A 23769-nucleotide genomic window follows, 5' to 3' on the forward strand; every position below is an offset into this window, starting at 1 on the left:
CAGGCTGTCTAATTTTAAAAGGACAGCATTTAGTTGTGTTGTTAGGTACTTTAAATAGTACCATGGTTTTGTTAACCAATGGAAAGCTTCCCTGAGATGGGTTGCTTTTTTTTTTGCATTAAATTCAAATATTTTTTGAAGCTATTTCCCGCTTTCCGCACTCGCTTCCCGAAGTGTCGGGAGAGCTCAAACAATTGCTACAATCGGGGCTAAGCGTATTTGCTAACTTCCCTAATTATTTAAGGGGCCTCTAAGCATATCCGAAGGGACATTATCAATAAAACTTCTTCCTAAAAGAAAGAATTACTGTACTCAAAAAACTTCACTATAAATAATACCAAGTATACCGTAGCAATAGAAAATTTAATAGTTGCTGATGCTAAAAATCCTAAAAAAGCACCGAACGATGCTTTAATAGCTCTGTTAGTGTCTTTACTGTCGTAAATCAATTCACCAACTAAAGCTCCAACAAATGCACCGATTAAAATTCCGAAGGGAATAGGAGTAAAGAGTCCAACAATTAAACCAATTGTGGTACCATAAACACCATATTTAGAACCTCCAAAGCGTTTGGTTCCCATAGCAGGGATAAAATAATCAAGAATAAATATGAAGACAGCAATAGCTAGGGTAATGCCTAAAAATGTCCAGTTTTGAGGTACAACACTTGTTAAGTGTAACAATAACAAACCTACCCAACTAGTAATAGGTCCTGGTAGTACAGGTAAAAACGACCCGACAATTCCTAAACAAGCAAATACAAACCCAAGTATAACTAAAAATATATCCATTAATTTTTTTTATTGATATGACGAAGATAGGAAAGCTTTGTTACATATTTATTAACTAAAAAATTAGTTTAACTAATTTTTTAGTTATATTTGTTTCAGAAATATTTCATATAAAGTACTATGAGTAAACAATTAACGAAGGCAGAAGAGCAAATAATGCAGGTGTTATGGGATTTAAAAATAGCATCGGTAAAAGAAGTAATTGAGCAGTTGCCAGAACCAAAGCCAGCATACAATACGGTTTCTACCATAATTAGAATTTTAGAAACTAAGGAGTTTGTGGGGCATAAACCAAAGGGTAGAGGGTATGAATATTACCCGTTGATAGAAAAGTCTGACTATAGCAATGAGAGTTTACACAAGTTAATGGATGGTTATTTTGGAGGTTCATTTAAGAGTATGGTGTCGTTTTTTATGAAAGAAAATAAAATGGACATTCAAGAGCTAGAAAGTATTTTAAAAGAGGTAAATAAAAATAAGAAGTCATGATCAACTATATTATTCAAATTATATTATTTCAGGTACTGTTTGTAACGGTGTACGATTTCTTTTTAAGCAAAGAAACCTTTTTTACTAAAAACCGATGGTATTTGTTGGGTACAGCAGTGCTTTCATTTGTGTTACCCTTGTTTAAAATTCCAACGGTTCAAAAAGCTGTGCCGCAAGAATATTATATTTTATTACCAGAGGTAGTGTTGTCACCTCAAAAAGTGATTGAGAAAGCGGCTTGGTATCAGTCTATTACTTATTTAGACGTGTTGTTTTGGAGTGGATGTACCTTGTTTTTAATAGTGTTTTTAGTAAAATTAGAACGTATCATCCGACTGGTATTACAATACGGAACTACTCGAAAAGATGACTATAAATTGATATTACTTCCGAAAGAAACCAAAGCGTTTTCATTTTTCAATTATATTTTTTTAGGAAAGGATATTCCATCATCAAAGCAAGAAAAAATCATTCAACACGAATTGGTACATAGTGAACAGAAACATACGTTAGACTTACTGTTTTTTGAATTTTTAAAAATAGTAATGTGGTTTAATCCAATGGTGTATGTGTATCAAAATCGTATTTCGTTAGTTCATGAGTATATTTCAGATGCTGTAGCAAGTAAATCTGATAAAAAAGAAAATTATATCAACCATTTACTCGCTGATATTTTTCAGGTCGAGCATATTTCATTCATTAATCAATTTTATAAACATTCATTAATCAAAAAACGAATTATTATGATGACGAAAACACAATCAAAAAAGGTAAAACAGCTAAAATATTTACTGCTAGTTCCACTTTTAGGAAGTATGATTTTATATACAGCATGTTCAAGTGAAACAAGTAATGTTGAGCAGCAAAAAGAAAATTCAGTTATGTATTTAGATGAGTCAGGAATTAATAAGCGAATTTTTGAATCAAAGCAATCTTATATGGATGTGTATATGGGGGTTGAAAAACCTAAAACAAAAGAAGTACAATTAAAAGATCTAACGAGTTTAGAGTTGTCTGAATACAATGAAGTTGTAAATAGATTTAAAGAAAAAGGCCAAGATATAGACTTAAAAGTTTATGAAGGGTTTGAGAATAAAGCTCGTAAAGTTTTATTTATGGATATGAGCGTTTCACTTAAAAAATTTAAATCTAATAAGGGAAACACAATAGAGGGAGAAGACGTTCCTTTTGCTATGCTAGATAAAGTACCAACGTTTCCTGGATGTGCAGAAGGAGATAAAGACTGTTTTCATAAAAGTGTAAGCAAGTTTGTGCAAGATAATTTTGATATGTCAATAACTAAAGACCTTGGACTTCCAGCAGGAAAAAAACGAATTTATGTACAATTTAAAATAGACAAAGAAGGTAAAGTAATAGATGTAAGAGGAAGAGCTCCGCATCCAACATTAAAACAGTATGCTGAAGAATTGGCACAAAAATTGCCTCAAATGAAACCAGGTGAGTATAGAGGAGAGAAAGTACGAGTAGGGTATACCTTACCAATTACTTTTGAGGTGAAATAAAATAAGTATCTTGGTCTCAGTTAACCAATGAACAATACCAAAAATAGAAACGTGAAAAATAAAATTTTACTTATTGTTTTTGTAGTAGGAATTATAAAAGTCGAGGCGCAAGTTTCGGCTTTTCAAACTATTGATAGTTTACTAAATAAAGGACGCTATCAAACAGCATTAACAAAGTTACATGAGTTGGATACTACTTTTCAATCAACTTCAAAGATAGCTGCAATCTATGCATCTATAGATAATCATAAGCAAGCTTCTAAATATTATGAGCAAGCATTAGCATTGGAAGATGATTATACTGTAAAAGTAAACTTAGGAAAAGCGTATCAGAAAGAAAAAAAGTTAGAAAAGGCAATTGAAATTTATGAAGGAATTGTAAATGAGGATGCCGAAAATTTATTGATACAATATCAACTAGGAAAATTATACGCAAAAACCAAACAACCTGCTAAGTCGATAGAAACTTTTAAGAGTTTAACCCAGAGAGATAGTACAAATGCAAATTATTACTATCAATTAGGAGTTGGATATGCAATGTTGGACAAGAGTAATTTAAAAATTAATAGCTTTTTAGAAGCTTACAAAAACGATGAGGAGCATATTAAATCGATTCATCAATTGGCGTTGGCGTATACTTTTTTAAGAGATAAAGATTCTGCAACCATTTTTATCAATAGAGGTTTAGAAGTGGATCCGAATCACATCGCTTTAAACAAACTTAAAATTAATAACCTCTACAGAAAGGAAAAGTATAAAGAAGCGATTAAGCTATTAGATAAGATAGATTCTATAGAGCCTAATGAGCATTATACTCAAAAAATGTTAGGACGAAGTTATTTTAATTTGAAGAAGTATAAGAAGGCGAAAGAGTATTTTAATAAAGCACTTAATATAGATCGATCAGATTTTAAAGCGTATACTTATTTGGGAGATATCAATTTTGAACAAAAAAAGTATTATAAAGCTCAGTTGGATTATATGATGGCAACCTTTGCAGGTAAAGAACCAAGAGATGTAGAGTATTATCAGTTAGCGCGAGTTTATGAAAAATTAGGGAACCCTAAAGAAGAATTGAGTTTTTATAAAAAAGCAGTAGAAGAAAATAGAAAAAATTATAAAGCTTTATATCAATTAGCAAGAAAGAGTGAAAATTATTATGAGGATAAAAGAATAGCGTATAAGCATTATAAAAACTATGTAAATCGTTTTGAAAGAAAAGATTCCTCTATGACTGAGCATGCAAAAGATAGGGTAGAAGCAATTAAAAAGTATTATTTCTTACAAGGAGAAATTTTAGATTAGTGGTAAAATTCGTATATTCATCTTAAAATCAATAAGATGAATATACGTTATACCGTCTTTTTACTTTTACTAACTACTTCTTGTGATTTTTTTTTACCACCTAAAAAGGAGAATCTACAAACTCTAGATACTATAGTAGATTTTACGAAAGTAGATGTTTCACCTGCTTTTAATAGATGTAGAAGTCTTTCAGAAGAAGAAAAATCGAAGTGTTTTAGAGAAGAAATTCATGAAAGGTTTGCTAAAAGTTTACAAGAGTATTCTTTTGTAATACAAGAAGGAATAGAAGAAGAGGTACTTATTGATTTATTAATTAATACTGAAGGTAAATTTATATTGAAAAACATTACGGCTTCAAATAATGTTACGCAGCAACTTCCAGAGTTAGATAGTATTTTAAAATCTACTATTGAAAAATTGCCACAAATACAACCCGCAACAAAAAGAGGTATTCCTGTAGTTACGCAATATCATTTACCATTAAAAATTCAAACAAAATAAGCTTAGAGTTTTAACAACTCCTCTACAAAACCACGTTCGTTAGATAATCTCGGAACTTTGTGTTGACCACCTAATTTCCCTTTTTCTTTCATCCAATCGTAAAATAAACCTTTGCGGGCTTGATGCACTTTTGGCATTGCTAAGGTCATATTGTTATAACGTTTAGCCTCGTAGTCAGAGTTGCAATTTTTTAGGGCGTTATCTAACATTTCAGTAAAGAAGGCAAGATTTTTAGGAGGCTTTTCAAACTCTATAATCCATTCATGCGCTCCATTTTCCTTTCCGTTCATAAAGATAGGCCCAACAGTATATTCTTTTATTTCACTATTGGTTTTATCACTGGCAGCTTTTAATGCTTCTTCAGCATTTTCAATAATTAATTCCTCTCCAAAAACGTTGATGTGATGTTTGGTACGTCCAGTAATTTTTATACGATAAGGATCGGTTGAGGTAAATTTAACTGTGTCTCCAATTAAATAACGCCATAAACCGCCATTTGTAGTTATTACAACAGCATAGTTTATATCTTTTTTTACTTCGGAAAGAGGAATTGCAATAGAGTTTTCACCATCGTATTGATCCATAGGAATGAACTCATAGAAAATCCCGTAATCTAACATCAATAACATTTCTTCAGAATTGTTTCGGTCTTGGATAGCGAAGAATCCTTCAGAAGCGTTATAGGTTTCATAGTATTTAAAATCGTCTTTCGGAATCAACTTTTTGTACTGTTCACGATATGGGTTAAAGTTGATTCCTCCATGAAAGTATACTTCTAAATTAGGCCAAACTTCCAAAATATTATCCTTTCCAGTTTTTTCTAAAACTTTGTTTAGTAAAACTAGCATCCAAGAAGGAACTCCAACCAAACTGGTAATGTTTTCGTGAATGGTTTCGTTGATAATGGCTTCCATTTTCGTTTCCCATTCACTCATCAATGCTGTTTCTTGTTTAGGAGCAGAGCTGAAATCTGCCCAAAAAGGCATGTTTTCAATAATAATAGCTGAAAGATCTCCGAAATAAGAGTTATTGTCTTCATATACAGCAGAGCTTCCGCCTAAGCGAAGTCCTTTTCCTGTAAATAACTTGGCATCTTCATTGTTGTTAATATACAGGCACAACATGTCTTTTCCTGCTTTAAAATGGCAATATTCAATAGCTTCATCACTTACAGGAATAAACTTACTTTTTGCGTTGGTAGTACCGCTAGATTTTGCAAACCAACGGATAGGTGTTGGCCAAAACAAATTTTGTTCTCCTTTTCTACAGCGTTCAATAAGTGGTTCAATACTCTCGTAACGTTGAATAGGAATATTATTTGCAAAGTCGGAGTAATTTTTAATTGAAGCAAAGTTTTGTTGTTTTCCAAATTCAGTATTCTTAGCAGCACTTACGAGTTTGAGTAACAATTCATTTTGTACATCAATAGGGTATTTTAAAAACAACTCTACTTGATGTTTACGCTTTTTTAAGAACCAAGAAATGATTGAATTTATAAATGGAAACGTCATAGTTTAACTCTTAATTCAATTTTTTTACAGTAAGTTTGTGAAGCTAAAAGTAATAAAATTTAAGACATGCAATACCAAGGAGTTTTAAAAAAAATGCCTACAGAGAACCTAACGACTGTTCAGTATTATTTAGAGATGCCATCTGGTTATTTGAATATGAATCAGTTATTGAATAGAGAAATGTCTTTAAGTTTTGTTACTTATGAGTGTTTAAACTGCCATTTAGAAAAGAAAATTTATCGACAAGGTTTTTGTAAGAGTTGCTTTTTCGAAACACCTACTGCTGGTGATTGGATTATGCGTCCTGAGCTGAGTAAAGCACACTTAGGAGAAGAAGATAGAGATTTAGAATATGAGAAAAAAGTGCAGTTACAACCACATATTGTGTACTTGGCAAATTCAAGTAATGTAAAAGTGGGAGTAACAAGAAAACAACAAGTGCCAACTCGTTGGATTGATCAAGGAGCACACGAAGCTATTGAAATAGTTGAGGTGCCGAATCGATATTTAGCAGGAATAACGGAAGTTGCTTTAAAAGAACACGTTGCAGATAAGACCAATTGGAGAACGATGCTTAAAAATGACATTAAGGATGAAAATTTAGTGGAGTGGAGGGAGCGCTTACAAGAGTTTATTCCTGAAGAAGCAAAAGAATATTATATAGCTACGAATACGGAAACAAATATTCAATTTCCTGTAGAGAAATATCCAAAAAAACCTAAAAGTTTAAACTTAGAGAAAGAAGAAAACTATACAGGTAAGTTGGTTGGAATAAAAGGACAATACCTAATTTTTGAAGACGAAACGGTTTTTAATGTTCGTGCCAATGAAGGGTTAGTTGTGAAGATTGAGTTGCTATAGTAAATCCATTTCTCGTTGAATATTTATACGAGCAGTTTTTTCAAATTTTTGATGGAAGTATTCAGTTTTAAATATATTATCCATGGTTAAAAAATGTTTTAGAGCTTTTTTTCGACCAGGATTGTAAACTAAGTTAGGATACACAGCGTACTCTTTTCGCACATTTTTATAGTATTGCTCGTATCTTTCCCAATTTGAGCCCAAAATAGCTAAGTCAGCATCGGTAAAATAATTGGTGTCAGTATCTTCTGATACTTTATGATGTTTAGTAGCTAAAATTTGATTTTCACACCTTTTAATAATTTCTTTAGGTACATAGAGTAGTTGCATTCTTTCTATAGCGAATTCAGCACTCTTTTCTTCATTGTTATTTTTAAGTGAATTGTAGATTACATCGTGATAAAAAAGTGTAAATAAAATAGTATTCCAAGAGCTAATTTCTGTTTTCACTTGAGATAATTGAAAAAGTAAATTTTCTAGATGAACTAAAGTGTGGTAGTATCGTTTTTTGTTAGTATGGTTTTTAACAATCTCTTCCCAAAGAGTTAGGTGTAATGTTTTGTTATCAGAATAATTAGCGGCTAAACTTAGAAAAGTATTTTTTAGCATAGGAGTAAAATAATAAGATAAAAAAAACGGGGATATCCCCGTTTTTTAATTTTTTATGGCAACTTGGTGGTTATTCATTCGTAACTCACTTAATACATTTAATGCTTCATTGATGTAAATGTCTTTTTGTAAGTTTTTATGCCAAGCAACACGTTTTTCCTCTAAAACAGTGTCTTTTTTAAATAAGTTTAATTCGTATTTGGGTGATTTAAACGTTAAATGAGAATCGAACTTGAAGATATCTTTATATTGTTCGCCTTCTTTAACTTTAGCTTCACTTTCCTTTTTAAAAGTATCGTAATTTAATGAGTATACTCTTTCGTCTTGGTTTTTCTTTAACCACTTAGCGTAATCGTTTATTTTATTAAATTTTTCATCACTCATTACACGTTGCTTACTGTTGTATACAACATCAGCAAAGTTACTATAGGTATTGGTAGTTGTATATTTAGCTTGTTTTACTTTATCCCATGGTAAAGCTCCATCTAAATCACGTTCGCCAAAGTCCATATAACTGTATCTACTAGGTAATGAAATATCAGAGTAAACACCTTCAATTTGTGTAGAACCACCGTTGATTCTATAAAACTTTTGAATGGTCATTTTTAAGGCTCCTAAGTCATCAGGATATTGCTCATAAAAACGATTGATAGGTAATACGTTTTGTACGGTTCCTTTACCGTAAGTTTGTTTACCACCAATAATAACTCCACGTTTATAATCTTGCATTGCTGCAGCAAAAATTTCTGAAGCAGAAGCAGAGAATTCATTTACCATTACTACTAATGGTCCTTCCCATTGTATTTTAGAATCGGTATCATTTTTTACTAAAGGATCTTCTCCACGGTACTTTACTTGTACTATAGGCCCTTCTTTAATGAATAATCCTCCAATTTCAATTGCTGTTTTTAACGAACCACCTCCGTTATCACGTAAGTCAACGATTAAACCTTCAATATTTTCTTTCTTTAAACGCTCAATTTCTTGCTCCATGTCTTTTGCAGCATCTCTTCTGCTTAAGTCATTGAAATCAATATAAAATCTCGGAAGATTTATTACTCCGTATTTTTTACCATCCTTTTCAACAATACTCGATTTAACAAAAGTTTCTTCCAATTCTACAACATCTCTAATAACAGGAATAACTTTAATAGAACCATCAATTTTTTTCTTAACGGTTAAACGTACTTCAGTCCCTTTTTTTCCTTTGATAAACTTAATAGCATCGTCTAAACGCATTCCTACGATATCTAAAGGCTCTTCGTCTCCTTGAGCAACTTTTAATATGATATCATCAGCTTCTAGTTCACCTTGTTTCCAAGCAGGACCACCAGAAATTAACTCAACAATATGCGTGTAAATTCCTTTCTTTTGTAAACGAGCACCAATTCCTTCAAGCTTACCAGACATTTCTTGATCGAAACGTGTTTTAATATTCGGAGACATGTAAGTAGTGTGCGGATCAAAACCACTTACCACACTATTTAAGAACGTAGAGTACCAGTCAGAATTTTCCAATTCGCCTATACGCATGTACAAGTCGTCCATGTTTTTTAATACTTTCTTTCTAGCTTCAACTTCTAATTCTTTAAAAGATTTCTTTTTAAAGTTTTTGTCTTTTTTTGCTTTTTCGTTTTGTTGAGCTTCAGCATCTTCTATATTACTTAAAATAGATAGTTTTAATTGTTTTCTCCAGTAGTCGGTTAATTCGGTTTCGTTTTTAGCAAACGGAATCTTATCGTAATCAATATCAATTATCTCATTTTTTTTGTAGTTAAAAGGTTGTTTTAACAAAGCACGATAATTTGCTTTTCCTGATTCCATTTTTTCAAGAAAACGATTATAAACTAGTTTGTAAAAATCAATGTTAGATTCTCTTAGTTGATTATCTATTTGATATTTATATTGAGAGAATTCTTTTAAATCTTCTTGTGTAAAATAGCGTTTACTTGGATCTAAACCATCAATGAAAGTTGTATATACATGTTCAGAAAAATCGTCATTCAAATCTTTTTGAACATAATGGTAACGACTTAAAATGTTTTTTAAAACATATACAATAACTCTATCTTTTTCTGGGTCATTATTAGGAAGTGTATTCGAGCTAACAGAGTTCGAAAATAATAATGTAATTGCTAAAAATGGAATAATAAGCTTCGTCTTCATAAAACCTTCTATCTTTAAATTTGTGTTGAGTAGTTTAGTTGTGTTGCTAAGCTACTAAAATAATGCCAATTTTTTAAGTTTTGTTGCTTTTTATAAAAGCAGCAGTTTAATTTTTATTCTCTTGATTTAAACTTTAGGTTCATTCAAGGATGTAATACTACGATCTCTCTTAAAACACTTAGATAATATATCTTGTGTTAGATTGAAATAATAGCACAAAAAGCCGAAATAATAAAAATGGTAAGATGAACAATAATTCGTATCATGACGCTTGTGTTTGATTACCACAATTTTACGCATAAATACAACCAATCTGTCTTTACAAAATGTTAAAAAAAGAATCCTTTTTTTATGTTACATTTGTTGTAAAACTTACATACTATGCAAGACAGACCTTTAATTTTGGTTACGAATGATGATGGAATTACTGCTCCAGGTATTCGAATGTTGATTGAAATCATGAATAAAATAGGAGATGTAGTAGTAGTAGCTCCTGATAGCCCGCAAAGTGGAATGGGACATGCAATTACGGTGAATAATGTGTTGCATTGTAACCCAATTACCATAGATGAAGGCCCGCAAATAGAATATAGTTGTTCAGGTACTCCAGCCGATTGTGTTAAAATGGCAAAGAACGAAATATTAAATCGCACACCTGATTTATGTGTTTCTGGAATCAATCATGGTTCTAATTCATCTATCAATGTAATTTATTCAGGAACGATGAGTGCTGCTGTTGAAGCAGGTATTGAAGGAATTCCAGCCATTGGTTTTTCATTGTTAGATTTTGATTGGCATGCTGATTTTAGAGCTGCGCGTAAGTTTATAGAAAAAATTGCGTTAAATGTGTTGTTAAATGGCTTGCCTGATGGAGTTATTTTAAACGTAAACATTCCGAAGTTAAAAGAGAAAGATATTAAAGGAGTTCGTATTTGTAGACAAGCAAACGGATATTGGAAAGAAACATTTGATAAGCGTAAAAGTCCGTTCGGAAAAGAATATTATTGGTTGTCAGGAGAGTTTGTAAACAGAGATAAAGGACAAGACACTGATATTTGGGCGTTAGAAAACGGTTATATTTCTGTGGTGCCTGTTCAGTTTGATATGACAGCGCATCACGCAATTCAAAAATTACATACATGGGACATATAAAGAAAGAAATAGCCATAGGAATTTTAGTGTCGTTGTTGGCAACAGCATGTGGATTTTTTGTGTATTTACAATACATTTCACAATCAGACTTATCTGAAACACTAAACAAAATAAAAGAAGGAGGTATGTTAGGATCGGTAATAGCATTATCGGCTATACCTAACTTATTTGTGTTTTGGGTATTTTTAAAAAAGAAGCAAGATTATAGAGCAAGAGGAGTGTTAATAACTACCATTGCAGTAGCGTTATTAACCGCAATTTTAAAATTTTTCTAATTTTAGTAAATGAAGTATTACATTCTTGTAGGAGAAGCTTCGGGTGATTTACACGGAGCAAACTTAATGAAGGCGTTGTTGAAACAAGATCCAGAAGCAGAGATTCGTTTTTGGGGTGGAGATTTGATGCAAGAAGTAGGAGGTACGTTGGTTAAACACTATAAAGAGCGTGCTTTTATGGGGTTTGTTGAGGTGTTGATGAACTTACGAAAGATTTTAGGTATGATTTCTTTCTGTAAAAAAGACATTGCTCAATTCAATCCTGATGTACTTATTTTTATAGACAATTCTGGGTTTAATCTTCGTATTGCTAAATGGGCAAAACAACAAGGTTTTAGAACCAATTATTATATTTCGCCGCAAGTTTGGGCAAGTAGAGCAGGTAGAGTAAAAGATATCAAACGCGATATTGATGAAATGTTTGTGATTCTTCCGTTTGAAAAAGAGTTTTACAAGAAGTACGAGTACGATGTACACTTTGTAGGGCATCCTTTAATTGACGGAATTGCTGGTAGAAAGCAGGTGTCGATAGATAAATTTAGAAAAGAACACGATTTAGGCTATAAAGAAATCATAGCATTACTACCAGGAAGTAGAAAACAGGAGATAACCAAAATGCTATCGGTAATGTTATCATTGGTTGATGATTTTCCTGAGTATCAGTTTGTGGTGGCGGGCGCTCCGAGTCAGTCGTATGAGTTTTATCAAGAAATTATTGGCGATGCAAATGTGAAATTCATCAATAATAAAACTTACGATTTATTAAGTGTTTCGTATGCCGCTTTGGTAGGGTCAGGAACCGCAACTTTAGAAGCAGCGCTGTTTAAAGTTCCGCAGGTGGTGTGTTATAAAGGAAGCAATATATCGTATCAAATCGCAAGACGAATTATTACCTTAAGTTATATATCACTAGTCAATTTGATTATGGATAGAGAAGTGGTAAAAGAATTGATTCAAAATGATTTTACGAAAGAAAACTTAAAGTATGAGTTAGAGCGTATTCTTGAAGCAGAACATCGTCAGCAATTATTTTTATCGTACTTTGATTTAGAACAAAAACTAGGAGGTAAAGGAGCCTCTACCAAAGCAGCAAAATTAATTGTTGATGGAGTAAAAAAATAAAACACCTATGATTAAAAAAATCCTCTTTCTATGCACATTGTCATTTTTAATGGTTTCTTGTGGATCATCAAAAAATATAAGTGGAGCTTACCAAAAAACAGCATCAACAATTAGCCCTAAAACGGTTGATGTTGCAAGCGTTAAGACAGAAGCTACTGAAGAGGTTGAGGTAAAAGAAGTAACCGTTGCCGATAAAATTATATGGACAGCAGTTACCTACAAAGGAGTTCCGTATCGTTTTGGCGGAATGACAAAAAAAGGAATGGATTGCTCTGGATTAATTTTCACGTCGTTTCAACAACGTGAGGTTCCTATTGCCAGAAGTTCTCGTGAAATGTATCGACAAGGAGAGAAAATTTCGTTACGAGAAGTACAAAGAGGTGATTTATTGTTTTTTAAAACAAGAGGAAGGAGAGGGTCTATAAATCATGTAGGTTTGGTAACTTCTGTTGATAATGGAGATGTACGTTTTATTCACTCAACTACTTCAAAAGGGGTGATTGTAACCTCACTACACGAAAATTACTGGAAACGTGCTTTTATTGAAGCGAAAAGGGTGTTGTAATTTTTAGTGAATGTTTATATGTTAGCGTAAACATAACTTTTAATTAAAGATAAAAATAATTTAATACTTTTGGAGACACCTCTTAAATCTCTATAAAGTAAATGAAAGTATTAGATGTAGTTATTATTGAAGATGAAGACTTGGCAGCATCTTCTTTAGAAAATTTATTACTTAACAGTCCTTATTCAATTTCTGTAAAAAAGCGATTAGAAAGCGTTGAAGATTCAGTTGTATGGCTTCAAAATAATACCTGTGATTTAATTTTGAGTGATATTCATTTAGGGGATGGTTATAGTTTTGAGATTTTTGAAAAACTAAAAATATCTACACCAATTATCTTTACAACAGCTTTTGATGAGTATGCTATAAAATCATTTCAGTTTTTTGCTATAGATTACTTATTAAAACCTTACAGTGAAGAAGCTTTACTTAAAGCGATAGAGAAGTATGTAGGCTTAAAAGAAGAGAAAGGTTATGGTGATAAATTAGAGCAATTGCTATTACAAATGAGTAGCAAAATAAACGATCAAAAAGAAAAAGAACGTTTTTTAGTCTCAAAAGGAAATTTATCTATTTCTATAAAAAGAGAAGATGTAGCTTATTTTATGGCACAAGGAAAATATTTATTTCTGTTTACTTTTGATAATGAAAGCTACCTTTATGATGGGACTATTTCTAGTTTAGAAGAAGAACTTTCAGAAAAAGATTTTTTTAAAATCAATAGAAAGTACATCATCCAACACTCAGCTATAAAAAACATTTCAAAATACAGTAATAATCGTATAAAAATAGATTTACAACCTGGTCTTAATGTAGAAGAGATGCTTTTAGTAAGTGCACAAAGAATTAAAGAGTTTAAGAGTTGGTTAGATAATTAGAAGGAATGAGATTTCTGTTTAAAAAAAGAAAACATCAATATTACCTTTTAGTAAGTGTATCGCTGATTATATTATTTTTTATAGGGTATAGACTTATAACCCAAAAAATAACTTCGGAGGCAGAAGGGTTAATGGAGGTTGTTGTAGAGCAATATGCTAAAGAAAAGAAGAGTATTTTACAGTTCGATTTTAATGAGTACAACAAATTTATTGTAGATGCCCAAAAAATTATTGAAAATATTAATAGTTCAAATGAAAGAGAATTAAGGAATAGATTGCTGTTTAATAGTGAGTTGGCTTTCTCTGAAGAGAATATTGATGCAAGTTTTGTTTATTTTTTTAATGAAGGACAGATTGTTGATTCTTACTTTTTAGGAGAGAAAAATATTGAGGTAGAAGTTTTACAAAAAGTTGAGAAGTTACAAGATGTAAATCAAGTCACTGATGCTGTTATACTTTTAGAAGGAAAACCATACTATCAAGAAATAATAAAATACCAGCTGCAAGATGATTCTTATGTTGTTTTTGGGTATAATATTAACTTGTTGAAATATTGGAATTATTTTTCACAAAAGTATAGTGGAAGAGGAGGATATGTTATTTTAACAACTGAAGAGGGGGTTTGTATGCTACATCCTGAAATATCATATATAGGAAGGTACGAAGCTTCTTTTTTTGATAAAATTTCATCAAGTCAGATTGTAGGGAGGCTTAGTAAGCAGAAAAATAACAATACTGAAGAAATTAAAGTGGCAGTAACTTCTGAGTATTTAAACTTGGAGGTTATGAGATATTATGATGTTATACAAATAGGGAATTCTAATTTAATTTTAATAACCAGTTTCCCTTTAAATATCTTTATTAAGGAGTCTGTAAATAATATAAAGGAATATTTACTTTGGATGAGCTTGTTGGCATTATTAACTTTTATGTTAATACTCGGTTTTTCTCGTAGTCAACTAAGAAGTCAACATTTAAAAGCACTTCAATATGAAAAAGAACGAAAACGATTAGCTATAAGTAACGAGCAGTATCAACAAAAAAATGCTCGTTTACAATTAAGTCAATTACGTAAGAAATTAAATCCTCATTTTTTATTTAATACCTTGAATTCATTACATGTTTTAATAGGGTTAGATAAAACCATGTCTCAACAGTTTGTATTAAAACTATCAGAGGTTTATAGGTATCTATTAAAAGAAAGAGATGCTAATAAGGCTACAGTTAAAGAGGAGCTATATTTTTTAGAGCAGTATTTCTTTTTGCAAAAGATTAGATTTAACAATAGTATAAATTTAGATATTGTAAATAAAGCAGATGAAAAAAGTTTATTTAAAAAAATACCTTTTTTAGCTTTAGAAACCTTAGTTGAAAATGCAATAAAGCATAATGAAATAACAAAAAAAACACCACTTTTTATTAAAGTTTTAATAGAGGAAGACCAGATAGTAGTTAGTAATAATTATAATCCTAGAAAAAATAAAAAAGAAACAGGCTACGGTATTGGATTAAGTTATTTAAAAGATTTTTATGCGTTTTATAGAGTAACTACATTTAAAACAGAGGTTTTTGAAGAAAGTTTTAAATGTTATCTGCCTTTGTTGTCAAAATAGTAAAATTCACTCCTTTTAATAAGTACTTCACTCCCATTTAGTTTTTAAAAAACATCTTCAGTTCTACATTTGGTTTCTTGTTAATCAAGATAATTTATGAAGAGTTATACTCAAATGAAGAATGTTAAATTAAAAACACTAAGCTTACTGTTTGTGGTTTTTACCACTTCTCTTTTTGCGCAAAAAAAAGAAGAGGAGAAGAAAGATTCTATTAAAGATAGTAGCAATGTATCTTATTCTAAACTGAAAAAAGAAGGGAACATAAAAAAAGGATTATTCAATATTTATAAATTAAAAGAAGATATTTATTTTGAAATTCCTGATTCATTGTTTTCAAAGGACTTCTTAATTGTCAACAAAGTGTCAAAGGTTCCTTACGAACTAAACGGACATGGATTAAATAAAGGAATGGCTTATGAAACCAAATTAATTAGGTTTTATAAAGACACTGTGCTAAACAAGGTTTGGGTAAAAACACTAACGCCAAGAGTTAAATCACCAAAAGACAACGCAATAACTCTTTCTGTGCAAGAAAACTTTGGGGAGTCTATTATTGAAGGATTTAAAATAGAGTCTGAAAACGAAGAGAAGACTACAGCGCTTATTAAAATAAATAGAGTGTTTAACGGAGAAGATAAAAGTTTTAATGATTTACTAGCCAATATAGGTTTGGGAGGTAGTGTTAAAACGAAACTATCAAAAATTGAAACATTAAAAACGTTTTCAAAAAATATTGTAGTTAAATCTCTTTTAACGACATCAGTTTCTGAAGGAAAAAGTGCTGCTTTACCTTTATCTATAGGGGTAACAACAAATATCGTTTTGCTTCCAACTAATATAATGAAACCTCGTTTTGGAGACAAAAGGATAGGGTATTTTAGTAAACCTATGGATTATTACTCAGATAGTCAACATGAAGTAGAGCATCGTGAATTAATTACACGTTGGAGGTTAGAGCCTAAAGAAGAGGAAATAGAAAAATATAAAAAAGGAGAGTTAGTAACTCCAAAAAAACAGATTGTTTATTACATAGATCCTGCAACACCAAAAAAATGGGTGTCATATATAAAAGATGGAGTATATGATTGGAATAAAGCCTTTGAGCAAGCAGGATTTAAAGATGCTGTGGTTGTTAAAGAAGTGACCAAAGAAGATAAAGATTTCGATATTGATGATGTCCGTTATTCAGTAATTACTTATGTAGCTTCAGAAAGGCAAAATGCGATGGGGCCATCTATAGTAGATCCAAGAAGTGGAGAAATTTTAGAATCAGATATTATTTGGTGGCATAACCTAATGAAAGGGTTACATCAGTGGATTCGTGTGCAAACAGGACCTATAAACCCAGAAGCAAGAGCCAATGTTTTTTCAGATAAAATTATGGGAGAATCTATAAGGTTTGTGTCTTCTCATGAAGTAGGACATACGTTTGGATTAAAGCATAATATGGGAGCATCGTTTAGTTATCCTGTAGACTCGTTGAGGTCAGCAAGTTTTACTAAAAAAATGGGCGGAACAGCTCCGTCTATAATGGATTATGCTCGTTATAATTATGTTGCACAACCAGGAGATAATGTAACAGAAGTCAGTCCCAAAATAGGAGTGTATGATAAGTATGCTATCAATTGGGGGTATCGTTGGTTAGATGCGAAAACAGCTCATGAAGAATTACCAATACTAAACCAATGGATAAGAAAACACGAAAATGATCCATTATATTTTTATGGTCCACAACAAGGAGAAATTATAGATCCAAGGTCACAAAGTGAAGATTTAGGAGATAATGCAGTGAAAGCAAGTGAGTACGGATTGAAAAATTTACAGAGAATTGTACCTGACATTTTAACGTGGACAAAAGAAGAAGGAGAAGATTATTATAAAGCTGCCAAATTATACAAAGCAGTAATAGACCAATGGCAACTTTATAGCGGTCATGTAATGGCAAACATTGGAGGAATTTATATTAATAATACTATTTATGGTGATAATAAAAATACCTTTGTACCTGTACCGGTTAAAGTTCAAAAAGAGGCATTAGAGTATATAATAAATGAGGCAATTTTACCACAAAAATGGTTGTTTACTCCAGAGTTAATTCACAAAGTATATCCTGTAAGAGATGCACCAGACGGAGAACGTTTTTATTCTCCAATTTCCATGCATCGAGCTTATCAAACGAATATGATTTATCGTTTGGTACATACCGATCGATTAATGCGTATTACAGAAAATAAAGTGTTGATTTCAGATACTGAAGAAGCGTTTACCGAAGAGTATTTATTTGATCAACTTTACAAGGCGATCTTCAAGAAAACAATGAAGAATGAACCGTTAGATATGTTTGACCGTATGACTCAAAAAAATTATGTAGATGTACTAACTGTTGATAGAAACATACTTTTAAAGAAAACAAAACAAACGGCAATATCTAGTGATGATAAGAACTTCAAAAATGTACACTTTACATACATACCTAGAGTATCAGACGCAGGTTCTAACAAGAGAGCAGAATTAGAAAGGGTTTTAAAATTATTGAAAAAGAAAAGGAAGAAAGGAAACATAGCTACACAAAATCATTACAATGATTTAATAGCTAGAATAGAGTATAATTTGAATAATTAAGATGATGAATAAAAAAATAATTTACTTACTGCTTCTTCTACCATTTTCAGTTTTTGCGCAGAACACAAAAGTAATAAGCGGAACAGTTATCGATGAAGCAAGAAATGAAACACTTCCAGGAGTAACTATTTATGCTTCAACAAAAGTAATTGGAAATAAAACTAATATAGACGGTGTTATCCAAGCTTCAATGATTGGTACAACTACCGATTTTGACGGGAATTTTTCTTTCAATGCACCAGTAGAAACAAAGTACATTATAATTTCTTACATGGGGTTTGAAACTGAAAAAATAAATGTAGAAAATAGAAGTACAAACATTATAATACCTCTAAAAGAAAAAGAAGAGCTTTTAGGAGAGGTGGTTATAATGGGGTATCAAAAAATCGAAAAGAGAAAAGTAACTTCATCGTTTGCTAAAATTAAAACAGATGATGTTAAACGTGCGGGTACAGCTAACGTAGATCAAATGCTTTCAGGTGAAATTTCAGGGGTACTTGTGCAACCAACTACAGGAGCACCAGGAGCGCCAGCAAAAATTCAAATTAGAGGTACATCAACTTTAACAGGTTCATCTGATCCTTTATGGATTTTAGACGGAATTCCTTTACAAGGAAATGATATTCCAAAAGATTTTAGAGATAAAGACAATATCGATAATTTAAAATCTTTTCCTATTGCAGGAATAAATCCAGAAGATATTGAAGAAATTACCGTATTAAAAGATGCTTCGGCAACTTCTATATATGGAGCAAGAGCTGCAAACGGAGTAATTGTAATTACTACGAAAAAAGGTAAAGAAGGAGCTATGCGAATTAACTTTAACGCAAATACTTTTTTAACCTTACGACCAGATTTTGATAAGTTAAACTTAATGAATGCGAATGAGAAAGTAGATTTTGAGTTAGGTTTAGCGAGTAGACCAGATTTAACTTACCAAAGTAATAGAGGAGAAGTGGCTCGTATTTTAGATGCTTACGGAGAATACGGAAACTTCCAAAGTAATGGGTTTTCTAGCATAAACCCATTAGCTCAAAACGCAATTAATAACTTAAGAAATCAAGATGTTAATTGGGGTAATAAGTTGTACCAAGCTGCTATTAATCAACAATACGGATTAACGCTTTCTGGTGGTAGTGAAAAATCAAGATACTATTTCTCTTTAGGGTATTTTGATGAAGAAGGAACAACAAAAGGTACTGGTTTAAATAGATACAACCTTACGTTTAAAAATGATTATGATGTAAATGATAAGTTAAATGTAGGAGTATCAGTTTTTGCGAGTAGAAATAAAAGTACATCGTATATAACAGGGGCAGATGCTTATACAAACCCAGCTTATTATTCAAGAAGAGTAAACCCTTACTTTACACCATATAATGCACATGGAAGCTACAATTATGATCCTGATTTAATTGAAAGGTACGATTTAAGTGTAAGTTTTAAGTATAATCCTTTAGAAGAAAGACAAAATACAAATCAAGAGCTAACATCGTATTCTATAAAACCTATCATAGATCTTACATATAAGTTTAACAGTAACTTAAAACTATACACGCAGTTTGGAATGCAGTTCGATTTTGATAAAACAGAGAAATTTTCAGACAAAGAAAGCTATTACACAAGAAAATACAGGTTTAGATCTAGATATCAGGATGATAATGGACAAAATGCTTTTTTCTTACCAGAAGGAGGTATAATTCAAAACTGGAATAGCGATGCTTTTCAATACAACTGGAAGAGTACATTAAATTACAACACATCAATTAATAATATTCATGAGATTGATGTAATGTTAGGAACTGAATTTAGAGAAGATAAGCGTACAGAGATTCATACAAAAGGATTTGGTTTTAATCCTAATACATTAACTACTGTACAAATAACAGATGAAAGAGCACTGAAGAATAAATTGTTTGAACCATATAGGAAAACAGTTAACGAAAATGCATACGCATCTTTCTTCGGAACAGCTTCGTACACTTATGATAGAAAGTATACTGTTTTTGGAAGTTTACGATATGATGGTTCTAATTTATTTGGTGTAAATCCAAAATTTAGATACTTACCATTATGGTCTGTAGCAGGGTCTTGGAACGTAGCAAAAGAAGACTTTTTTGATGTAGACGCTATTAATGAACTTAAAATAAGAGGTTCGTACGGTGTACAAGGAAATATAGATAAATCTACCTCTCCTTACGTTGTAGGTATTTATGAAGAGGTAACTATTTTACCAGGAACAACAGAAGAAGGTATTAACATTATTTCTGCTCCAAACAAAGATTTACGTTGGGAAAAAACAGTTTCATCAAACGTTGGATTTGATTTAGGGATGTTTAATAACAGAGTATATGTGTCGGCAGATTACTACTATCGTAAAAGTACTGATCTAATTGGTTTACAGGCTATACCGTTAGAGTCTGGGTTCAATTTTATCAATACAAACTGGGCAACGTTAAGTAATAAAGGAGTTGAATTAGCTATAAATACGAGAAATATTGTAAAAGATGATTTTACATGGACAACTAGCTTTAATATTTCTCATAATAAAAATACTGTAGAAAGAATTCAAACCAGAGATAATCAATTAAGACCATCGTTATTAGGATACGGAGTAAATGCAGTTTTTGCCATTAAAACTGCTGGTATAGATAGTAATGGATTACCATTATTTTGGAAAGATGGTAAGAAAGTAACAGCGGTAGATTTTTATAACTTATCAGAAGGAGTTGATGGAAGTCAATTAACCGATGAAGAGCATAGAAATTTATATACCTATGTAGGTAATGGAGATCCTGAGTTTAGTGGAGGTTTCATCAATAAATTTCAGTATAAAGATTTCAGTTTAAGTATAGCTACAAATTTTAACTTAAATCAAACAGTTAGAAGAACACCTTCGTATCATCCAACGCAAGTAAGTCCGAACTATAACTTTAACAAAGAAGTGTTACAAGCAGGTACAGGAAGTTATCCAGCATTGATAGGAAGTACAACACCAGGTTTTGACACTGGTTTAGTTTATAGTTGGTATCATACTTACGATTCAGGTAATACGTTTAGAGATTTAGATATTTGGGTAGATAAAATTTCATACATAAGAGTTAACAGTATAAAATTTGGGTACAATGTACCAAGTAAGTACTTAGAAAGTATCAATGTTTCAAGATTAAGCTTTAACCTAGAAGGAAGAAATCTATTTGTTTTCGGAACAGATTACGATGGATATTTCGACCCTGAAACTTTTGGTAGTCCATACTCACAACCAATACCAAAAATTATTTCTTTCGGATTCAACCTTTCTTTTTAAAAAATATAGAAATGAGAAAACACATATATATATTATTCATAGCAGTAGTGAGCATGGTTTCGTGTGACGACTACTTAGATGTAGAACCAATAGGGCAAATAATTCCTAAATCGGTTGAAGATTACCGAAGCTTTTTAACAACAGCTTACGGTATAGAAAAAAACAGTCATGTATTAACAACATATAGAAGTGATGAGCTTCAATTAACTAAAGCATCTTTAGGATCAGAACAGTATGAAGATCTTTTTATTTGGAATGATGCCGGTGCATCACCACTAACAACAGCTTTTTCGTATGCTAGTTTTTATAGAATAATCTTTCATGCAAACCACGTTATAGAAAATCAAGCTGAAATAACTGGAGACGCCACTCAAATTAGTCAGTTGGTAGGTGAAGCTTATGCTTTAAGAGCCTTGCAATACTTTCAGTTGGTTAACTTATATGGTAAAGCTTATAACGGTGCAACTGCTAATAGCGATGGAGGAGTGCCTGTAGTAACTGAGTATAATTTAGATCAGAAATATGATATTCAGTCTGTTGAAGAGGTTTATGAACAAATCTTACAAGATATTACAAATGCTGAAACACGTTTAAATGTTGCACAACAAGAAACAGGATTAAATTATAGATTCTCAACAATAGCTTTAAAAAGCTTAAAAGCCAAGGTGTTTTTATCTAAAAATGAATGGCAAAAAGCTATTGATGCAGTTAAAGAAGCATTGGCTATAAAAAATACTGTTCAAGATTTAAACTCAGATAGCTCAATGATGCCTTCAGAATTTAATTCAGTAGAATCTATTTTAGCCTTAGATATGGTGTCTTCTTTTGATATCACTACTTACGCTTCTATGTCTGATACTTTTTTAAGTAAATACGATAGAACAAATGATTTAAGATTCAATATATATTTTAAGAAAGACGGAACGGTTTATAGAGCTGCTAAAACAGCTAATATTAAGTATAGATCTACCTTTAGAGTAGCAGAACTGTATTTGATTTTAGCAGAAGCGTATGCGCAACAAAACGAATTAAGTTTAGCAAAAACAGAATTGTTAGCGTTTGCAAAAAACAGATATACTCCATCTAAAATGACAACTCATACTACATATATCAACTCTTTAAACAAACAAGAGTTGTATGAAGAAATATTAGATGAGCGCGCACGTGAATTTGCTATTGAAGGTCAACGTTGGAATGATTTAAAGAGAACTACACAACCACAAATTGTAAAGTGGTATGAAGGAAAAAATTACACATTACAACAAAATGATAGTAGATACGTAGTTCAGTTTCCTAACGATGCTAAAATAAACAACCCAAACTTTTAAAGTATAATCCGTGATTATCGAACGGAATAAAAGAAGTCGATAGTAAATTACTAATTTTTAAATTTTTACATTATGAAAAAAGTTTTCCCTTTTTTGTCTTTAATTATAGCGCTTGTAGTAGTAAGCTGCTCTAGTGATGATAGTGACAAAATAGTACAATCATCATTAAACAGTATTACAAGTTTTAATATAGACTTTGAAGGATTAACTGAAGACGATGTTGTTTACGATTTAGGAAACAATATTACAATCAGTGTTCCTTTTAATACTAACATTTCAGGTTTAGTACCTAATATTACTATTTCAGAAAAAGCTACAATTTCTCCAGCACCAGGACAACCAGTAAACTTTGTAGATGGTGAAGCTATGCCTTTTACAGTTACTGCTGAAAACGGTGATGAAAAAGTATACAATGTTACTATTAATATTCGTGGTGAAGTAGGTAGTGGTTCACAAATAAAAACATATCATTTTAAAGATGATTATAGTGAGAGTATTACTACATATACCTACGACGACAATTCTAATTTTATCAGTTCATACACTATAGAAGAAGGAGGAGCTACTACAACTTATACATTTATATTTAATGATAAAAACCAAGTAATAGAAGTAAAGTCAGATACAAAAAGTACTGTATACACTTATAATGAAGAAGGCTTAATTGTAAGTGCAGTAGAGAAGGAAGACGGTATAGAAGCTTATACTTATACCTATACGTATAATGCTGAAAATAAATTAGAGAAAAAAGAGAGAGTGAATAAAGAGAATGATAAAATAACTAATACAAGTTATGTATATAATGAAGAAGGAAATGTTAAAACAGAAACAGTAGGTACAGAAGCATTAGAGAATACTTATGATGACAAAAATAATCCTTTTAAAGGAGTATACCCTTCAGCTTTTGCTAAAATTAACGTAGGAACAGGGTTAGATGGAGTAAATATTAATAATCCAGCACAAGGAAGTTTTTCAAGCGACACTTCAGTAACTTACGTATATAATACAGATGAATACCCAGTAACAGCTTCGTATGTTGTATTCGGTTTTATTAATACTAATATTACATACACCTATTATTAATTAATGTTTATTCCCCAGCAAAGCACTCTTAGAATTTATTTCTAAGGGTGTTTTTTTATTCTAAAATT

19 protein-coding genes are annotated in these 23769 nt (G+C 31.5%); 15 read left to right on the forward strand and 4 right to left on the reverse strand.

The window, feature by feature from the left end; all coding sequences use genetic code 11:
- Window positions 1-290: 290 nt before the first annotated feature.
- Window positions 291-791, reverse strand: coding sequence for a DUF456 domain-containing protein (locus ACKTSU_RS02450; RefSeq protein WP_408034787.1), 501 nt, complete (start codon window positions 789-791; stop codon window positions 291-293).
- A gap of 120 nt (window positions 792-911) precedes the next feature.
- Here ACKTSU_RS02450 and ACKTSU_RS02455 point away from each other — a divergent pair, with 120 nt between their 5' ends.
- The 4 genes from ACKTSU_RS02455 to ACKTSU_RS02470 are packed head-to-tail and all read left to right on the forward strand — an operon-like array spanning window position 912 to window position 4609.
- Complete coding sequence (locus ACKTSU_RS02455) at window positions 912-1280, forward strand: BlaI/MecI/CopY family transcriptional regulator (protein ID WP_408034788.1); 369 nt, start codon at window positions 912-914, stop codon at window positions 1278-1280.
- Window positions 1277-2803, forward strand: a complete 1527-nt coding sequence (locus ACKTSU_RS02460) for a M56 family metallopeptidase (protein ID WP_408034789.1) — start codon at window positions 1277-1279, stop codon at window positions 2801-2803. The genes ACKTSU_RS02455 and ACKTSU_RS02460 overlap by 4 nt, the downstream gene beginning before the upstream one ends.
- Window positions 2804-2854: 51 nt before the next feature.
- Entirely contained in the window at window positions 2855-4108 is a 1254-nt protein-coding gene (locus ACKTSU_RS02465) for a tetratricopeptide repeat protein (RefSeq protein ID WP_408034791.1), read from the forward strand.
- Window positions 4109-4144: 36 nt separating this feature from the next.
- Entirely contained in the window at window positions 4145-4609 is a 465-nt protein-coding gene (locus ACKTSU_RS02470) for a hypothetical protein (protein ID WP_408034792.1), read from the forward strand.
- Window positions 4610-4611: 2 nt separating this feature from the next.
- On the opposite strand, the gene ACKTSU_RS02475 is transcribed toward ACKTSU_RS02470, so the two are convergent.
- Window positions 4612-6120 (reverse strand): GH3 auxin-responsive promoter family protein, encoded by a 1509-nt coding sequence (locus ACKTSU_RS02475; protein ID WP_408034793.1) that lies wholly within the window; start codon window positions 6118-6120, stop codon window positions 4612-4614.
- 66 nt (window positions 6121-6186) lie between these two features.
- On the opposite strand from ACKTSU_RS02475, the gene ACKTSU_RS02480 reads away from it, so the two are divergent.
- Window positions 6187-6981, forward strand: a complete 795-nt coding sequence (locus ACKTSU_RS02480) for a DUF2797 domain-containing protein (RefSeq protein ID WP_408034794.1) — start codon at window positions 6187-6189, stop codon at window positions 6979-6981.
- On the opposite strand, the gene ACKTSU_RS02485 is transcribed toward ACKTSU_RS02480, so the two are convergent.
- Window positions 6976-7590, reverse strand: a complete 615-nt coding sequence (locus ACKTSU_RS02485; protein ID WP_408034795.1) for an HD domain-containing protein — start codon at window positions 7588-7590, stop codon at window positions 6976-6978. The genes ACKTSU_RS02480 and ACKTSU_RS02485 overlap by 6 nt on opposite strands.
- Window positions 7591-7635: 45 nt before the next feature.
- Window positions 7636-9756 (reverse strand): carboxy terminal-processing peptidase, encoded by a 2121-nt coding sequence (locus ACKTSU_RS02490; RefSeq protein ID WP_408034797.1) that lies wholly within the window; start codon window positions 9754-9756, stop codon window positions 7636-7638.
- A 381-nt stretch (window positions 9757-10137) separates the two neighbouring features.
- Here ACKTSU_RS02490 and surE point away from each other — a divergent pair, with 381 nt between their 5' ends.
- The 10 genes from surE (at window position 10138) to ACKTSU_RS02540 (ending at window position 23701) form a co-directional block, all read left to right on the forward strand.
- Window positions 10138-10908 carry a 5'/3'-nucleotidase SurE gene (gene surE, locus ACKTSU_RS02495; RefSeq protein ID WP_120185539.1) on the forward strand — a complete coding sequence of 257 codons (771 nt, stop codon included), beginning with the start codon at window positions 10138-10140 and terminating at the stop codon, window positions 10906-10908.
- On the forward strand, window positions 10896-11183 hold the full coding sequence (locus ACKTSU_RS02500; protein ID WP_274634930.1) for a hypothetical protein: 288 nt from the start codon (window positions 10896-10898) through the stop codon (window positions 11181-11183). The genes surE and ACKTSU_RS02500 overlap by 13 nt, the downstream gene beginning before the upstream one ends.
- A gap of 9 nt (window positions 11184-11192) precedes the next feature.
- Window positions 11193-12305: a lipid-A-disaccharide synthase gene (lpxB, locus tag ACKTSU_RS02505; protein ID WP_408034798.1), complete on the forward strand. Its 1113-nt coding sequence runs from the start codon at window positions 11193-11195 to the stop codon at window positions 12303-12305.
- Window positions 12306-12312: 7 nt separating this feature from the next.
- The gene (locus ACKTSU_RS02510) at window positions 12313-12870 is read left to right on the forward strand and encodes a C40 family peptidase (protein ID WP_408034799.1); all 558 of its coding nucleotides are present in this window, start codon (window positions 12313-12315) and stop codon (window positions 12868-12870) included.
- A 101-nt stretch (window positions 12871-12971) separates the two neighbouring features.
- Entirely contained in the window at window positions 12972-13748 is a 777-nt protein-coding gene (locus ACKTSU_RS02515; protein ID WP_408034800.1) for a LytR/AlgR family response regulator transcription factor, read from the forward strand.
- Between the two features lie 5 nt (window positions 13749-13753).
- Window positions 13754-15361 (forward strand): sensor histidine kinase, encoded by a 1608-nt coding sequence (locus ACKTSU_RS02520; protein WP_408034801.1) that lies wholly within the window; start codon window positions 13754-13756, stop codon window positions 15359-15361.
- A 96-nt stretch (window positions 15362-15457) separates the two neighbouring features.
- Window positions 15458-17983 (forward strand): zinc-dependent metalloprotease, encoded by a 2526-nt coding sequence (locus ACKTSU_RS02525; RefSeq protein WP_408034802.1) that lies wholly within the window; start codon window positions 15458-15460, stop codon window positions 17981-17983.
- 4 nt (window positions 17984-17987) lie between these two features.
- The gene (locus ACKTSU_RS02530) at window positions 17988-21290 is read left to right on the forward strand and encodes a SusC/RagA family TonB-linked outer membrane protein (protein ID WP_408034803.1); all 3303 of its coding nucleotides are present in this window, start codon (window positions 17988-17990) and stop codon (window positions 21288-21290) included.
- Between the two features lie 11 nt (window positions 21291-21301).
- The gene (locus ACKTSU_RS02535; RefSeq protein WP_408034804.1) at window positions 21302-22618 is read left to right on the forward strand and encodes a RagB/SusD family nutrient uptake outer membrane protein; all 1317 of its coding nucleotides are present in this window, start codon (window positions 21302-21304) and stop codon (window positions 22616-22618) included.
- A gap of 72 nt (window positions 22619-22690) precedes the next feature.
- The gene (locus tag ACKTSU_RS02540; protein ID WP_408034805.1) at window positions 22691-23701 is read left to right on the forward strand and encodes a hypothetical protein; all 1011 of its coding nucleotides are present in this window, start codon (window positions 22691-22693) and stop codon (window positions 23699-23701) included.
- The last annotated feature ends 68 nt before the right edge of the window (window positions 23702-23769 follow it).

Origin of the sequence: Tenacibaculum aestuarii, from assembly GCF_964510395.1 — a bacterium.
Taxonomy (GTDB): Bacteria; Bacteroidota; Bacteroidia; order Flavobacteriales; family Flavobacteriaceae; genus Polaribacter; species Polaribacter aestuarii.

Coding starts and splice junctions, on each gene's coding strand:
- ACKTSU_RS02500 (WP_274634930.1), top strand. CDS start 10,896: ATGGGACATATAAAGAAAGAAATAGCCATAGGAATTTTAGTGTCGTTG.
- ACKTSU_RS02535 (WP_408034804.1), top strand. CDS start 21,302: ATGAGAAAACACATATATATATTATTCATAGCAGTAGTGAGCATGGTT.
- ACKTSU_RS02530 (WP_408034803.1), top strand. CDS start 17,988: ATGAATAAAAAAATAATTTACTTACTGCTTCTTCTACCATTTTCAGTT.
- ACKTSU_RS02525 (WP_408034802.1), top strand. CDS start 15,458: ATGAAGAGTTATACTCAAATGAAGAATGTTAAATTAAAAACACTAAGC.
- ACKTSU_RS02520 (WP_408034801.1), top strand. CDS start 13,754: ATGAGATTTCTGTTTAAAAAAAGAAAACATCAATATTACCTTTTAGTA.
- ACKTSU_RS02480 (WP_408034794.1), top strand. CDS start 6,187: ATGCAATACCAAGGAGTTTTAAAAAAAATGCCTACAGAGAACCTAACG.
- ACKTSU_RS02475 (WP_408034793.1), bottom strand. CDS start 6,120: ATGACGTTTCCATTTATAAATTCAATCATTTCTTGGTTCTTAAAAAAG.
- ACKTSU_RS02540 (WP_408034805.1), top strand. CDS start 22,691: ATGAAAAAAGTTTTCCCTTTTTTGTCTTTAATTATAGCGCTTGTAGTA.
- ACKTSU_RS02485 (WP_408034795.1), bottom strand. CDS start 7,590: ATGCTAAAAAATACTTTTCTAAGTTTAGCCGCTAATTATTCTGATAAC.
- surE (WP_120185539.1), top strand. CDS start 10,138: ATGCAAGACAGACCTTTAATTTTGGTTACGAATGATGATGGAATTACT.
- ACKTSU_RS02515 (WP_408034800.1), top strand. CDS start 12,972: ATGAAAGTATTAGATGTAGTTATTATTGAAGATGAAGACTTGGCAGCA.
- ACKTSU_RS02470 (WP_408034792.1), top strand. CDS start 4,145: ATGAATATACGTTATACCGTCTTTTTACTTTTACTAACTACTTCTTGT.
- ACKTSU_RS02510 (WP_408034799.1), top strand. CDS start 12,313: ATGATTAAAAAAATCCTCTTTCTATGCACATTGTCATTTTTAATGGTT.
- ACKTSU_RS02455 (WP_408034788.1), top strand. CDS start 912: ATGAGTAAACAATTAACGAAGGCAGAAGAGCAAATAATGCAGGTGTTA.
- ACKTSU_RS02450 (WP_408034787.1), bottom strand. CDS start 791: ATGGATATATTTTTAGTTATACTTGGGTTTGTATTTGCTTGTTTAGGA.
- ACKTSU_RS02490 (WP_408034797.1), bottom strand. CDS start 9,756: ATGAAGACGAAGCTTATTATTCCATTTTTAGCAATTACATTATTATTT.
- lpxB (WP_408034798.1), top strand. CDS start 11,193: ATGAAGTATTACATTCTTGTAGGAGAAGCTTCGGGTGATTTACACGGA.
- ACKTSU_RS02460 (WP_408034789.1), top strand. CDS start 1,277: ATGATCAACTATATTATTCAAATTATATTATTTCAGGTACTGTTTGTA.